At 64.2% G+C, this 13880-nt stretch carries 13 protein-coding genes; 9 read left to right on the forward strand and 4 right to left on the reverse strand.

Annotated elements, in window-relative coordinates:
- The first annotated feature begins 53 nt into the window (after positions 1-53).
- Both CH306_RS18550 and CH306_RS18555 read left to right on the forward strand, forming a co-directional pair.
- Complete coding sequence (locus tag CH306_RS18550; protein ID WP_256981203.1) at positions 54-641, forward strand: TetR/AcrR family transcriptional regulator; 588 nt, start codon at positions 54-56, stop codon at positions 639-641.
- A gap of 97 nt (positions 642-738) precedes the next feature.
- Positions 739-2358 (forward strand): MFS transporter, encoded by a 1620-nt coding sequence (locus tag CH306_RS18555; protein ID WP_094647479.1) that lies wholly within the window; start codon positions 739-741, stop codon positions 2356-2358.
- Here CH306_RS18555 and CH306_RS18560 read toward each other — a convergent pair.
- The 3 genes from CH306_RS18560 to CH306_RS18570 all read right to left on the reverse strand — a co-directional run bounded on the left by CH306_RS18560 (position 2351) and on the right by CH306_RS18570 (position 4885).
- Positions 2351-3247 (reverse strand): SDR family oxidoreductase, encoded by an 897-nt coding sequence (locus CH306_RS18560; RefSeq protein WP_094647481.1) that lies wholly within the window; start codon positions 3245-3247, stop codon positions 2351-2353. The two genes, CH306_RS18555 and CH306_RS18560, sit on opposite strands and share 8 nt — an antisense overlap.
- Before the next feature lie 152 nt (positions 3248-3399).
- Positions 3400-3762, reverse strand: coding sequence for an STAS domain-containing protein (locus CH306_RS18565; protein ID WP_094647483.1), 363 nt, complete (start codon positions 3760-3762; stop codon positions 3400-3402).
- Between the two features lie 193 nt (positions 3763-3955).
- Positions 3956-4885 (reverse strand): aldo/keto reductase, encoded by a 930-nt coding sequence (locus CH306_RS18570; protein ID WP_094647485.1) that lies wholly within the window; start codon positions 4883-4885, stop codon positions 3956-3958.
- A 154-nt stretch (positions 4886-5039) separates the two neighbouring features.
- Here CH306_RS18570 and CH306_RS18575 point away from each other — a divergent pair, with 154 nt between their 5' ends.
- The 7 genes from CH306_RS18575 to CH306_RS18605 are packed head-to-tail and all read left to right on the forward strand — an operon-like array spanning position 5040 to position 13240.
- Positions 5040-6056, forward strand: a complete 1017-nt coding sequence (locus CH306_RS18575; RefSeq protein ID WP_094647487.1) for a LacI family DNA-binding transcriptional regulator — start codon at positions 5040-5042, stop codon at positions 6054-6056.
- Positions 6053-7060: a 2-hydroxyacid dehydrogenase gene (locus CH306_RS18580; protein WP_094647489.1), complete on the forward strand. Its 1008-nt coding sequence runs from the start codon at positions 6053-6055 to the stop codon at positions 7058-7060. Before CH306_RS18575 ends, CH306_RS18580 begins: the two co-directional genes overlap by 4 nt.
- Positions 7057-8274, forward strand: coding sequence for a D-mannonate dehydratase ManD (manD, locus tag CH306_RS18585; RefSeq protein WP_032394637.1), 1218 nt, complete (start codon positions 7057-7059; stop codon positions 8272-8274). Before CH306_RS18580 ends, manD begins: the two co-directional genes overlap by 4 nt.
- Before the next feature lie 4 nt (positions 8275-8278).
- Positions 8279-9796, forward strand: coding sequence for a mannitol dehydrogenase family protein (locus CH306_RS18590; protein ID WP_094647491.1), 1518 nt, complete (start codon positions 8279-8281; stop codon positions 9794-9796).
- 58 nt (positions 9797-9854) lie between these two features.
- Positions 9855-11219 carry an MFS transporter gene (locus CH306_RS18595; RefSeq protein WP_032394635.1) on the forward strand — a complete coding sequence of 455 codons (1365 nt, stop codon included), beginning with the start codon at positions 9855-9857 and terminating at the stop codon, positions 11217-11219.
- A 6-nt stretch (positions 11220-11225) separates the two neighbouring features.
- Complete coding sequence (locus CH306_RS18600) at positions 11226-12164, forward strand: sugar kinase (protein ID WP_094647493.1); 939 nt, start codon at positions 11226-11228, stop codon at positions 12162-12164.
- A 26-nt stretch (positions 12165-12190) separates the two neighbouring features.
- Complete coding sequence (locus tag CH306_RS18605) at positions 12191-13240, forward strand: L-idonate 5-dehydrogenase (protein WP_256981204.1); 1050 nt, start codon at positions 12191-12193, stop codon at positions 13238-13240.
- Positions 13241-13255: 15 nt separating this feature from the next.
- On the opposite strand, the gene CH306_RS18610 is transcribed toward CH306_RS18605, so the two are convergent.
- Positions 13256-13840, reverse strand: coding sequence for a hypothetical protein (locus CH306_RS18610; protein ID WP_032394633.1), 585 nt, complete (start codon positions 13838-13840; stop codon positions 13256-13258).
- Positions 13841-13880 lie beyond the last annotated feature (40 nt).

Genomic DNA, 13880 nt, shown 5'->3' on the forward strand with positions numbered 1-13880 from the left:
AGATGTAACGAGTCGTCACGTCAATCATTGTGGCGTCCTCGGGAGGGGTTGGGATGGCGAATCGAAGCAGTGCTCGGGACGACATGTTGCGTAGCGCCGCACACCTGTTTCGTCGACGCGGTGTGGAGGCGACCTCGCTGGCGGACGTCATCGATCACGCGGGCGCACCGCGCGGCTCGATCTATCACCACTTTCCGGGCGGCAAACCTCAGTTGGTGGAAGAGGCGACCCGTACTGCGGGCGCCGCGATGAGCGCCATGATCTCGGCCGGCCTGGCCTCGGCCGGTCCGTCTGCGACCGTGCGGGCGATTCTGGACGGATTCCGCGGCGAACTGCTGGCCACGGACTTCGTGGCGGGCTGTCCTGTCGCGCCTGCTGCGCTCGACGGGTTGCATGCGCCGCAGGCGGTGGCCGCGGCAGGTGAGTCCTTCTCGTCCTGGGAGGACGTGATCGCGGCGTCGCTGTGGCAGCGCGGATTGACTCGCGAGCGATCGTACTCGTTGGCGACATTCGCGATCGCCGCCATCGAAGGTGCGCTGATCATGGCCAAGGCGCAGCGCTCCACGGCGGCGTTGGATCGGACCGAGGGGGAGCTGTCGGCCCTGCTGGAGGCGGTACTGGAGGCGTCGGCCGGCCGCTGACGTCGGTCAGGATGGGCGGCCGGTATTGCTATAACTGACAGTTACAGCTAACTTTCCTTCAATAACTATGCCGATCGTCATAGTGGAAGGAAATCAGATGTCGTCTCCCACCACCTCCCGTCATCTGGCGGATGTGCCGCAATTTCGTCGGCGATACCTCGCGCTGATCGTCATCTGCGCGGCCGAGCTGCTCGTCGTGCTGGACAACACCGTCGTCAACGTCGCCCTGCCCTCGATGGGGCTGCAGCTGCGTGCCGAGATGAGCGGATTGCAGTGGGTGGTCGACGCCTACACCTTGACGTTCGCTGGATTGCTGTTGGCGTTCGGGCACCTCGGCGATCGCTACGGCCGCAAGAAGGTCATGATTTTCGGACTGACAGGTATCGCGGTGATGTCGGTGGGCGGTGCCGTGGCCGCCGATCTCGGACAGGTGATCGCGGCCCGAGCAGCTATGGGTGTGTGTGCGGCCGCGGTGTTTCCGGCGACCCTTGCCCTGATCATCAACATCTTCACCGACGCCAAGGAGCGAGCGCTGGCCATCGCGGCCTGGACTGCCATGGCCGGGTTCGCCATCGCCATCGGCCCGACGGCGGGCGGATTCCTGCTCGAGCATTTCTCGTGGCACTCGGTGTTCTGGATCAATGTCCCTGTGGCACTGCTCGTTCTGGTGGCTGCGCTGGCTTGCGTGCCGGAGTCGAAAGCAGAGCACGTCGGTAAGTACGATCCTCTGGGCATCGCGCTGTCGTTGGCGGGCATCACGGTGTTGGTCTGGGCGATCATCGAAGCGCCACACAACGGTTGGTTGTCTGCTACGAGCATCGGAGCCTACCTGGCAGGATCGGCTGCCATCGTCGCATTCGTCTGGTGGGAGCTGCGAACACCGTCTCCGGTGCTGGATCTGAACCTGTTTCGGAACCGGCGATTCTCACTGCCCGCCTTGGCAATTGCCGTGGCGTACTTCAGTATGTTCGGCTTCCTGTTCATGATCACCCAGTATTTCCAGGGTGTGATGCAGTTGACCCCACTGCAGTTCGGTGTCCACTCGCTGCCCTTCGCGATATCCATCGCAATCGGTGCGCCGCTGGCGACGATCATCGCCCAACGCATCGGAACCACGGCCGTGATCGTCTTCGGTTTGGTGGTGATGAGCATCGGCATGTTCATCGCAGGGCAGGTGAAGGTCGAAACGCCCTATCTGGGGCCGGTTCTCGTCTCGATGGTTCTGATGGGCCTCGGCTTGGCGATCGTGCAGGGCCCTGCCACCGAGTCGATCATGTCCTCGGTGACGCTCGACGAGGCAGGTGCAGGATCCGCGGTGAACGACACCACCCGCGAGATCGGCGGAACTCTCGGAGTTGCCGTGCTCGGGTCGATCCTCGCATCGGTCTACACCGCACAGGTGAGTCCGAAGATCGATGCGATTCCCGACGCGATCATGGAGCCGTATCAGAAGGCGTTCGCTCGCGAGACCGTCGTCAGCGTCATCGAGATCGTGAAAGCACCCACGAACCCGATCTTTGCGACGCAGAAGGCCGACCTGATCCACGCGATGAAGGCGGCCTCGTTGGAGGGCTTCCAGCTCGCGTCGTTTGTCACCGTCGCGGCTGCCATGACGTGCGCGATCGCTGTTGCGCTGTTCCTGCCGTGGCGACGCCCCGAGGGGAGCGGTGTGCTTCTGGCGTGGCGTGAATCCAAGGACGCCGACGGGGTCAGTTGAACGGCGTTCCGCCGGTGACGGCGATGGTCTCGCCGGTGATGTAGCTCGACTCGTTCGATGCCAGGAACACATAGGACGGAGCCAACTCCACGGGCTGGCCCGGGCGTCCGAGCGGTACGGTCTCACCGAACTTCTCGTACTTCTCGGCCGGCATCGTCGCGGGAATGAGCGGCGTCCAGATCGGTCCGGGTGCGACAGCATTGACACGGATGCCACGCTCTGCAAGATCGCCGGCGAGGCCTTTGGTGAAGGCCACGATTCCTGCCTTGGTCGTCGCGTAGTCCAGCAGTTCCGGAGAGGGATTCGATGCCTGAATCGAGGTCGTGTTGATGATCGTCGATCCTGCGTCCATGATTTCGGCAGCGCGTTTGGAGATCCAGAACAAGGCGTACAGGTTGGTCTTGAGTACCCGATCGAACTGCTCGGTGGTGATATCGGCGATGCCGCCCATCTGAGCCATTTGGAAAGCGGCGTTGTTGACGACGATGTCGAGCCCGCCGAGGACCTGGGAGGCGGTGTCGACCAGCTGCACGCACTGGGACTCGTCGGTGAGATCGCAGGCGATGGCTCTACCGGCGCGCCCCGCTCCCTCGATGAGGTCGACAGTGGTCTGCGCGTCCGGACCTTCGGATTCGAGGTGTGCGATGACCACGTCGGCACCCTCGCGTGCGAATGCAAGTGCAACAGCACGGCCGATGCCCGAGTCACCGCCGGTGATCAGTGCCTTGCGACCGTGCAGTCGATCCGATCCACGGTAGGTATTCTCGCCGTGATCGGGAGTGGAGACCATGTCGCGGGTCAGTCCCGGGTGCTCGAGGCGACCTTGCTCGGCCCGGTCGGGCATCGAAAATGCGGTGGTCGGGTCGGACTTGCTGAACTGGTCGGACATTGTCGATCCTTGCCTCGGTGTGCGTGAAATGCTCCACGCGGCAAGTCGAACGAGCCGCTTCGGTTCAGTGGAGACGACTCACGGCCGCAGCCCTTTGTGAGTCCATGTCAGCCCAGGGTCACCGAAACGACGAACTGGTAAACCTCGACAGGTCAGGCTGCGCGAGGATCGTCGACGATCGTCGCCAAACCCAGCGCGTCGAGGACCATGCGTGCGGGCCGCGTCGGAGCGAAGATCTCGAGGCGGTCTGCCGCGCGAGCGGCAGCCTCGATGATCACGCTCGCTGCGCCCGAGTACATGAACGACACCGCCGACAAGTCCAGCAGCACAACCGATTCGCCGCGCAGCGCCTCGTCGAGTTCCCCAGCCAAGCTGGAGCGCGATGTCAAATCGAGTTCGCCGCCGGCACGAACCACCGTCAGGCGAGGCGAGTAGGACTCGATACCGATCGAGAAGCGAGCATCGGCGGTCTCGGCGGTTGCGAAGCGGGAATCGAAGTGGTCGGTGACAGTCACGGTGCGAACCTCTCAGTTCGGATGGCCTAACGACCGACATGCGCTGGGTGGAACCCGAGGGCTACAGGTTCCGTTGCATGCCGTGCAGTAATCCTGACAGCGCAACGTCACCGAATCGAAGACTGATCATCACAGATCGATAGCTAGTCGGTAACGAAGAGGTAACGGCAGATGTGACGGCGCTGAGCATCGTTCAGGGCAGTGTGTGGCCTGCCGTCCGGAACAGGCGGTACCACTCCTGCCTGGTCAGGCGTAGATCGGAACCTCCGGCGGCCTCGACGACTCGATCGGGGTTCGTGGTGCCGAGCACGACCTGGATGTCGGCCGGGTGCCGGGTGATCCAGGCCGTTGCCACTGCCGACGGGGTGGAGCCGTGTACGTCGGCGATCTCGTCGAGCGCCACGTTGAGTTCGGGGTAGTTCTCGCGGTCACCCACGAACACACCGGAGGACGTCCCGCTCTGGAACGGTGACCATGCCTGCAGGGTGATGCCGCGCGTTCTCGCGTAGTCCAGCAGACCGTTGTCGCGGTCGATCGACTGATCCTCGGTGCCCATGTTGGCGGTCAGCCCCGACGCGATCAACGGCGAGTGCACGATGCTCAGCTGTACTTGATCGAAGAGAATCGGTTGTTTCACAGCGGTTTTCAGCAACTCGATCTGGCCGGGTGTGTGATTGGAGACGCCGAAGCCCAGGACCTTGCCCGACTCGTGCAGGTGATCGAACGCTGCTGCGACCTCCTCCGGCTCGACGAGGGCGTCCGGTCGGTGCAGCAGAAGTGTGTCCAGGTGATCGACACCGAGGGCCGCGAGTGACGCCTCGACCGTGGTGACGATGTGTTCTTCGGAGAAGTCGAACCAGCCGTCGCGGATACCGACCTTGCTCTGAATGCTGATGGCCTCACGCTGCGACGGGGTCAGTGTCACCGCGTCGCCGAATCGCTTCTCGCACGTGTGCGGGGCACCGCCGTAGATATCCGCGTGATCGAACACCGTCACGCCCACATCGAGGGCAGTGTCCACCAACCTCCTGATCCGGGCGTCGTCCACGTCGGTGATGCGCATGAACCCCAGCACGATGCTCGAGACTTCTGTTCCGGTGTGGGGGAGGGGGAATGTACGCACCGTGAAATCTCCTGCTCGTCGACGAAGCGGTCCATGGAGTCTGTCAAAGTCCGCCGCGCGGTCGACACGGAAGGGCTTGTGCAAGGTATTGACAAGTTTGCGCAATATCTGCAATCGTTGTGCTCAGCATCACAACGAACCCCCGAGGTGAACCATGGCACCAACGCTCACGCAGGTGGCACAGCAAGCAGGCGTATCCCTGTCGACGGCATCGCGCGCGTTCAGCAATCCCGACCGTATCGGTGCCGACACACTCGCCCGGATCATCGCGGTCGCCGACGACATCGGCTACGTCGCCGCCTCGGGTCGATCGTCGGACACTCGCATTGCGGCGACCACCGTCGCGGTCGTGGTACCCGACATCGGCCACACCGTCTTCGCAAGGTTCGTCAAGTCTGCCCAGGCCCAGGGCTGGCATCGCAGGCAGACCATCGTCCTGACCGACACCGACGGAAGCGCCGACCGTGAGCGTGAGGTGATCGGGGAGTTGCAGGGGCGAGTCGACGCATTGATCGTCTGTGCGCCGCGCCTGCCCGCAGAGGACATCGTTCAGTTGGCAGGCGACACCCCGCTCGTGCTCGTCAACCGGTCCTCGGACGAATGTGATTGTGTCGTCGCCGATTCGGAGGACGGAATTCGGCAAGCCGTGGACTACCTGGCAGCTCTGGGGCACTCGCACCTCGCGTACGTCCAGGGATCGCCACAATCCTGGTCCAACGCCCGACGTGTCGACGCCGTCGAACAGTTCTGTGCCGCACGAGGAATCGTGCTGGACGTGCTGGGCTGGCAGCAGGAAACCCTTGCGGGTGGTCACGCCGCCGCCGCCAGCGTCGTCGCGACGGGGGCCACCGCGGTCATGACCCACAACGATCCCATGGCCATCGGAGTCATGAACGGAGTCCGGTCGATGGGCCTGGCGGTTCCCGAGGATCTCAGCGTCGTCGGCATCGACGACTCACCTCTTGCCGAACTGGCGCATCCTGCTCTGACGAGCATCAGCGTGCCGATGGGTCGCGCCGGTCTCGTCAGCTCCGACCTGGTCTTCCAACGCGCAGCCGAGCCCGATTCGCCCGCGCGCACCATCCATCTCCCCACCCAACTCGTGGTCCGTGCCTCGTCCGGCCCCGTCCACACACGCACTCTCGTTCCGGGAAAGGACGAATCGAAGTGAAGGTCGTCATCGCAGATTCGAACCTGCTGCCCCATCGCGCCCGATTCGAGGATCGGATTTCCTCCGACGTCGCCCTGTCGTGGCACGAGAACTTCGACGTCGATGCGATTGCCGCCGACGTCGCCGACGCGACCGTGTACGTCGGCGGAAAGTTCCCGGCCGCGCTGGCCGAAGCATCGCCCAAGCTGCGGTTGGTGCACGTCGCCGGAGCCGGCACCGACGGCGTGGCCTTCGATGCCCTGAGCCCGCAGACACTGGTGGCCAACACCTTTCACCACGAGCGGTCGATCGCGGAGTACGTTGCCGCCACCGCGGTTGTGCTACGCCGCCGATTCCTCGAACAGGACCGGCAACTGCGGGAAGACCGATGGGCGTCGCCGGTCTACGACCGGACGCTTCGGCAGTCCAGCTCACTGGGTTCGGCGACCGTCGGATTCGTGGGCTTCGGCCACATCGGCGCGCAGTCCTGGGCACTGCTGCGCGCATTCGGCTGCACCGGTATCGCGGTCACGGGCAGCGGTTCGGTCGACGCCGCTGAGAACGGATTGACCTGGGCTGCCTCGACGGACCGCCTCTCCGACCTGATGACCGAGGCCGACGTCGTGGTGGTATCCGCACCACTGAACGAGCGCACCACCGGAATGATCGGCTCCACGGAACTTGCGGCCCTGGGAGCCGAGGGGGTCCTGATCAACGTCGGACGCGGACCACTCGTCCAACAGGATGCGCTGTTCGAGGCGTTGTCGACCGGTTCGCTCGGGGGAGCCGCCATCGACGTCTGGTACGACTACCCGTCGGCGGACGGTGTCGGTGCACCATCGCCGCATCCGTTCCACACGTTGCCGAACATCCTGATGACACCCCACTCGTCCGGCATCACCGGCGAAACCTTCGAAGGCCGAGTCGACGACATCACCGCCAACATCGGTCGACTCGCAGCGCACGAACCACTGATCAATCTCGTTGCCGGCAAGAACTTCATGGCAGAGGCAGTGATCTCGTGACCGACAGGATCATCGCTGCCGACGTGATCGTCTGCAGCCCCACCCGCAACTTCGTCACCCTCAAGGTGACCACCGCGGACGGCGTCGTGGGCTACGGCGACGCAACGTTGAACGGCCGGGAACTCGCGGTGGCGTCGTACCTACGCGATCACGTCGCGCCGTTGCTGATCGGCCGAGATCCGGCGCGCATCGAGGATACCTGGCAGTACCTCTACCGCGGTGTCTACTGGCGACGCGGACCGGTGACGATGGCCGCGATCGGGGCAGTCGACCTCGCACTGTGGGACATCAAGGGAAAATCGCTGGGGCAACCGGTCTTCCAACTTCTGGGTGGAGCCGTCCGGGATCGCATCCTCTCGTACACTCATGCCACCGGATGGGACACCGCGGAACTGATCGACTCGGTCGACCGGCGTCGGGCACAGGGCTTTCGCGCCGTGCGCGCTCAGTCCGGAGTCCCCGGGCTCGACTCGGTGTACGGCGTGCACCGAGGGGCGCAGGGATACGAACCTGCTGGGCGCGGTGCATTTCCGGTCGAGGAAGTGTGGGATACCGACGCCTACCTCAACCATGTCCCCGGTGTGCTGGCAGCGGTGCGCGAGCACGTCGGGTCCGAACTGAAACTGTTGCACGACGCGCACCATCGATTGACTCCGCAACAGGCTGCGCGACTGGGCAAGTCGCTCGAGGACGTCGATCTGTTCTGGCTCGAGGACGTCACCACCGCCGAGGACCAGAGCGCCCTGCGGCTGGTGCGCCAACACACCACGACTCCGCTCGCCATCGGTGAAGTGTTCAATACGATCTGGGACTGCCAGCAGCTGATCTCCGAGAAACTGATCGACTTCATTCGCGTCGCCATCGCGCACGCCGGCGGCATCAGTCATGTGCGCAAGATCTTCTCGCTCGCCGAGGTGCACCAGGTTCGCTGCGGACCCCATGGACCGTCCGACGTCTCGCCGATCACCCTCGCCGCGAGTGTGCACCTGGGCATGGCGACGCCCAACTTCGGAATTCAGGAATTCATGGGCTACGACCCGCTGGTCGACGAAGTGTTCCCACACGCATGGTCGTTCGCAGACGGCTATCTCACCCCGGGTGATGCGCCTGGCCTCGGCGTGGACATGGACGAATCGTTGGCGGCGAGGTATCCGTACGAACCCGCGTATCTACCGGTTGCGCGTCGCCTCGACGGTTCCATGACGGATTGGTGACGAGATGAGTGAAGCGAGACTGTCCCGTTCGGCACTCGCCGGCTCGGGGCTCGCCCCCACGCGGCCGGACGGAACCGGAATCGTGCACCTGGGCCTGGGGAACTTCCACCGCGCACACCAGGCCGTGTACACCGCGGCCGCGCTGGCGCAGGACGGCGGACGCTGGGGAATTCTGGGTGTGGCCAACAGATCTCGGACGATCACGGATGCCATGCTCGCGCAGGACCTGCTCTACGGGGTCGTAGAGATCTCTCCGTCCGGCTCGCGCGTGAGTGTGCCGGGAGCGCATACCGGAGTCATGGTTGCCGCGCACGATCCCGCGGCCGTCGTCCGAGCCATTGCCGACCCGGACGTCAGGATCGTCACGATCACCGTCACCGAGCTCGGCTACACGTTCTCGCCCCTGACCGGTGAACTGAATCTCGAATCGACTGCAGTGCAGCAGGATCTGGCCCAGCCGGACACGCCGACGACGACCGTGGGACAGCTCGCGCGAGCGTTGTCGGTGCGGGCTCGAAGTCACGGAACTCCGATCACGGTGGCCAGCTGCGACAACCTGCTGGGTAACGGGGACCGCACGGCGGCTCTCGTGCGCCAGTTCCTAACCCGCTGCGGTGCCGACGACGTGATCGATTGGTTGGCGACGTCGGTGACGTTCCCCAACTCCATGGTCGATCGCATCGTCCCGTCCAGCAGCGAGTCGTACGACGCAGAGTCCACTGCCCGATTGGGTGCAGTGGACACCATCGCCGTCCCGGCCGAGCCGTTCACGATGTGGGTGATGGAGGACAACTTCGTCGCAGGTCGTCCGCGGTGGGAGGCCGGCGGTGCCGTATTCGCTCGGCACGTCGAACCCTACGAGCTCATGAAGGTGCGGCTGCTCAACGGAACGCACTCTCTCATTGCTTATCTCGGCGCTCTGGACGGTCGCGCGACCATCCCGGATTCGATCGGACGGCCGTTCGTCGAGGCCGCGGCGCGAGCGGTACTCGTCGACGAATACCTCCCCACCGTGCCCGTTCCGGACGACGTGGACATCGAGGACTACATCGCTCAGCTGTTCGTACGGTGGTCCAATTCCGCTCTGGGCCACAGAACGGCACAGGTCGGTTCCGACGGCTCGGCGAAGCTGGCGCAGAGAATCCCGACCCCCGTGCTGTATCACCTGCGCAACGGCGTTGTACCGCAACATCTCTCGTTGACCCTGGCCGCGTATCTCTGCTGCGTGTGCCCTCCCGAAGGTTTCGATCCCGGCCCGCACGCACGTGCAATGGCCGACCCAGCACGTGCGCGATTGGCAGGACTTGCCGCCTCGGCAGCGTCCAGTGAAGATGTCGTTCGATCGGTTCTCGAACGCGGCGACATCCTCCCCGTCGAACTGGCCGAGTATCCCGAATTCATCACACGCACAGCGGATTTAATGAATACTGTTGTCCGTCATGGTCCGATGGCAGCAGCCGTCGAAGCGGGGAGTTCTTCGCTCCGCCCTGTCGTCACAGCATCCCGGACCACACTCGACTGACTCCTTCCTTCTTCCTTCCTTCCTTCGGCTCAGGCCGTAACTTCACCCGAGGACAACCATGGACACGACCACAGAACCATCGGATTCTCCGAGAATCGCTCCGGCCAAGCATGATCCGACCGCGGTACGACGCGCGGCGTGGGCCGGCCTCATCGGCACCACGCTCGAACAGTACGATTTCGTCATCTACGGCACGGCATCTGCGCTGATCTTCAACAAACTGTTCTTTCCCAACATCTCTCCGGCCGCGGGCATCATCGCCAGTTTCAGCGCGTACGCCGTCGGGTTCCTTGCTCGTCCGCTGGGCGGGCTGTTCTTCTCTCGCTACGGTGACCGCCTCGGTCGCAAATGGGTGCTCGTGGCGACCCTGATGCTGATGGGAGGAGCAACGATGGCCATCGGGCTGCTGCCGACATTCGAACAGGTAGGCCTACTTGCCCCGGTGTTGCTGGTACTGTGTCGGTTCTTTCAGGGCTTCGGAGCGGGAGCCGAACAGTCAGGTGGCGCAACGCTTCTCACCGAGACTGCGGAAATCGGCAAACGTGGCCGATTGGCTGCCCTCGTCATGACCGGAGCGGCACTCGGCACCGCGCTCGGAGCCATCGCCTGGATTCTGGCCCAGTTGCTCCCCGATGACCAACTGATGTCCTGGGGCTGGCGAATGGTGTTTCTCAGCAGCATTCTGGTCACCGTTGCCGCGTTCATCATCAGGCGCAAGCTCAACGAGTCTCCGGTCTTCCAGGAGCTCAAAGCGGCCCAGGAGCGCCCGAAGGCACCGGTGAAGGAAGTGTTCGCCAACGGAAAGCGGCCGCTGTTCATCGTTATGTTCATGACCGTCGGCATCAGTGCACAGTCCTACACGTACCAGGTGTTCATGGCCTCGTACATGAAGAACGACGTCGGCGTGGACCCCACGTTCATCCCGAAGGTGTTGCTGATCGGAGCTATCTGTGGCGGTATCGCGGCCTGGGGCTTCGGATGGCTCTCGGACAAGGTGGGTCGCAAGCCGGTGTACATCGGCATCGTCAGCCTGCTCGTCGTTCTGCCGGTCCCGACCTTCATGGCGCTGAACACCGGCTCGCACACGTTGATCACCCTGGTGATGATCATCGGATTCATCCTGGCATGCCAGGGAGCAGTCGGCGTCACGATGAGCTACTTCCCGGAGATGTTCGGTGCCCGATACCGTTACGCCGGGGTGACATTGGGTCGCGAGTTCGCCTCGGTGTTCGGCGGCGGCATCGCTCCGCTGTTGTGCGCGGCTCTGATCACCGCGTTCTCCGGCTCCTGGGTTCCCGTCGCCGTGTACATGATGATCATGGCGATCTCGGTACTCGTGGCCGCGTCGTTCGCTCCGGAAACCCGCGACAGAGACCTGACCGATCCGGCCAACGCCACCGATCCTGTACTCGTCAAGGCTTGATCTGCAGTGTCGGTACTGACCTTCGGCGAAACCATGGCTTTGACCACCGCCCAGGACCCCGGTCCACTCGCACACGTCTCGACGATGCGGCTGGGTATCGGAGGAGCCGAGACGAATTTCGCAATAGCACTGCGGCGGTTGGGAGTTCCGGTCACCTGGGTGGGCCGAGTGGGTTCGGACAGCCTGGGTGACCGGGTGGCCAGGGAACTGCACGCCGAACGACTCGACGCACACGTCGTTCGAGACCCCGATGCACCCACCGGCCTGATGGTGAAGGAACGCCGTACTTCCACTTCGACTCGGGTCTGGTACTACCGAGCGGGGAGTGCAGGCTCCCGCTTCCGTATCGGTGACATCCCGGAGACACTCTGGGACGGAGTCAGGGCGCTGCACGTCACGGGAATCACCCCGGCGTTGTCGGATACGGCGTGCAAAGCGACGCTGTTCTACGTCGAGCGAGCCCGCGAGCGCGGCATCGCGGTGTCTTTCGACCTGAACTATCGCCGGGCACTGTGGACGAGAACCGAAGCGGCACCGGTGTATCGGCAGATCATCGAGCAGGCCGACATCGTGTTCGCCGGTACCGAGGAGGCAGCCATCGCCGTCGGTGACGGCACTGCCTCCGAGTTGGCGGAACGTTTGTGCGAGCTCGGCACGGACGAGGCCGTCATCAAGCTCGGCGACCGCGGTGCACTGGTACGGGCCCGAGGCACCGAATACGTCTGCACTGCAGTGCCGGTGGACGTGGTCGACTCGGTCGGCGCAGGGGACGGTTTCGTGGCCGGCTATCTGTCCGAACGGCTCGTCGATGCACCGATCGACCAGCGGCTGCGAACGGCGACGACCGTGGGTGCCTTCGCGTGCACGGTCCCCGGCGACTGGGAGGGCATGCCGCGCCGAGACGAGCTCGACCTGCTCACCTCGGAGGAGGCTGTCACCCGATGAACGAGAACGGACGGACGAGTACCACCATGACCGAAGTACCGCGCATTCCCGAGAAGACCGTCGCCCTGGTCGCCCATGCCGCCGACGATCTGCGTCTCGACACCGTCGCTGTGACACCCGCGGCACCGGACGAGGCAATCATCGCCATCGCCTACGGCGGGATCTGCGGATCGGATCTGCACTACTGGCAGCACGGTGCTGCGGGTCAGTCGGTGTTGAAAGCGCCGATGCGGTTGGGCCACGAGGCGTCGGGAACGGTGGTTCGTCGTGCCGAGGACAGCAGCGGTCCTGCCGAAGGCACCCCGGTGACCGTCCATCCGGCCACGCCCGGCGGAACGGGCGCGAAATACCCGGCCGATCGCCCCAACCTGTCGCCCGGCTGTCGGTACATGGGCAGCGCGGCACAGGTACCGCACAACGACGGGCTGTTCATCGGACACGTCGCCGTCCCGACGCGAATGCTCCGAGCCCTGCCGGCAGGACTCGATCTGAGAATCGCGGCGCTGGCAGAGCCCGCGAGCGTGGCCTGGCACGCTGTCGAACGCGCCGGAACCGTTCGGGGCGCAACTGTCCTCGTCGTCGGTACCGGTCCGATCGGTGCCCTCATCGTGGCGGTGGCCGCGCGGGCGGGTGCGGCGAACATCGTCGCGGTCGACCTGCAGGATTACTCGCTCGAAGTGGCACGTGCACTCGGTGCGCACCGGACGATCGATGCTCGCGACGGCGTGGCGATCGCCTCCGTCGAGGCAGACGTCACGTTCGAGTGCTCAGGTAATCACCGCGGTCTGGCGTCGGCGATCAACGGCACCATGCGCGGCGGACGCGTCGTGATGGTGGGGCTACCCCCGGCCGGTGATCAGCCGGTTCCGGTGTCGTTGGCGATCACGCGTGAGATCGACCTCGTCGGTTCCTTCCGTTTCAACGACGAGATGGACGACGTCATCGAGGCATTGGCCGACGGTTCCCTCGACGTCGGAGCGGTCGTCACGGCCGAATATCCCGTCACCGAGGCGCTCGACGCATTCGCGCTGGCGGCGGATGCATCGCGTTCGAGCAAGGTCCTGCTGACGTTCTGATCGAACAGAGCTCGACTACTCGAACTCGAGTCGCATGGATTGACTCGTCATCTGCAAGATGAGCACGAAGCCGGTGAGAGTCACCACGATCGGTGCCCACAGGACGACGGCGACGAACGTGTCGACACCTCTGTCCACCACGATGTACACCGCGACGATGGAGGTAGCCAGCACACACAGCGCTATGTGTGCAGCCAGCCTCCATTTGTCGAAGAGGAAACCGGCCAGCATGCCGAGGGGTATGAGAAACGTGCACTTTCCGAGTGTCACCTCGGGCTCGAAGTCCGCGGTGATGGTGGCCCCGAAAATCGCGATATCGGCGATGACGACGAACGCGAAGGCCTGCCGGAGCGTCGGCCATGGACCGAACCACCAGAATGCGCCCATGATGTACGCGGCGATCATGCACGTCCACTGCACTATCGACGGGATCGGGGTGGTGGCACCGTAACCGAATGCCATCTCGAGGGTCACCACGACGGCCATGGCCAGACTCGCAGCCGAGACGACCCGTTTGACCCCCGTGGTCAGCGCGAGGGAGGCCATTACTCCGACACCCCAGTGATAGTGCTCGTTCGGCCGGTACGAAGCGCGTGTCACGTGTGTCCCCTTCCGTCGACCGCTTCAGGATTCAATCACA

It is taken from the genome of Rhodococcus sp. 15-725-2-2b (assembly GCF_002259075.1).
Taxonomy (GTDB): Bacteria; Actinomycetota; Actinomycetes; order Mycobacteriales; family Mycobacteriaceae; genus Rhodococcoides.

Excerpts from the sequence above, each read along its gene's own strand:
- CH306_RS18550 (WP_256981203.1), top strand. The coding sequence starts at position 54 with ATGGCGAATCGAAGCAGTGCTCGGGACGACATGTTGCGTAGCGCCGCA.
- CH306_RS18555 (WP_094647479.1), top strand. The coding sequence starts at position 739 with ATGTCGTCTCCCACCACCTCCCGTCATCTGGCGGATGTGCCGCAATTT.
- CH306_RS18560 (WP_094647481.1), bottom strand. The coding sequence starts at position 3,247 with ATGTCCGACCAGTTCAGCAAGTCCGACCCGACCACCGCATTTTCGATG.
- CH306_RS18575 (WP_094647487.1), top strand. The coding sequence starts at position 5,040 with ATGGCACCAACGCTCACGCAGGTGGCACAGCAAGCAGGCGTATCCCTG.
- CH306_RS18590 (WP_094647491.1), top strand. The coding sequence starts at position 8,279 with ATGAGTGAAGCGAGACTGTCCCGTTCGGCACTCGCCGGCTCGGGGCTC.
- CH306_RS18595 (WP_032394635.1), top strand. The coding sequence starts at position 9,855 with ATGGACACGACCACAGAACCATCGGATTCTCCGAGAATCGCTCCGGCC.
- CH306_RS18605 (WP_256981204.1), top strand. The coding sequence starts at position 12,191 with ATGACCGAAGTACCGCGCATTCCCGAGAAGACCGTCGCCCTGGTCGCC.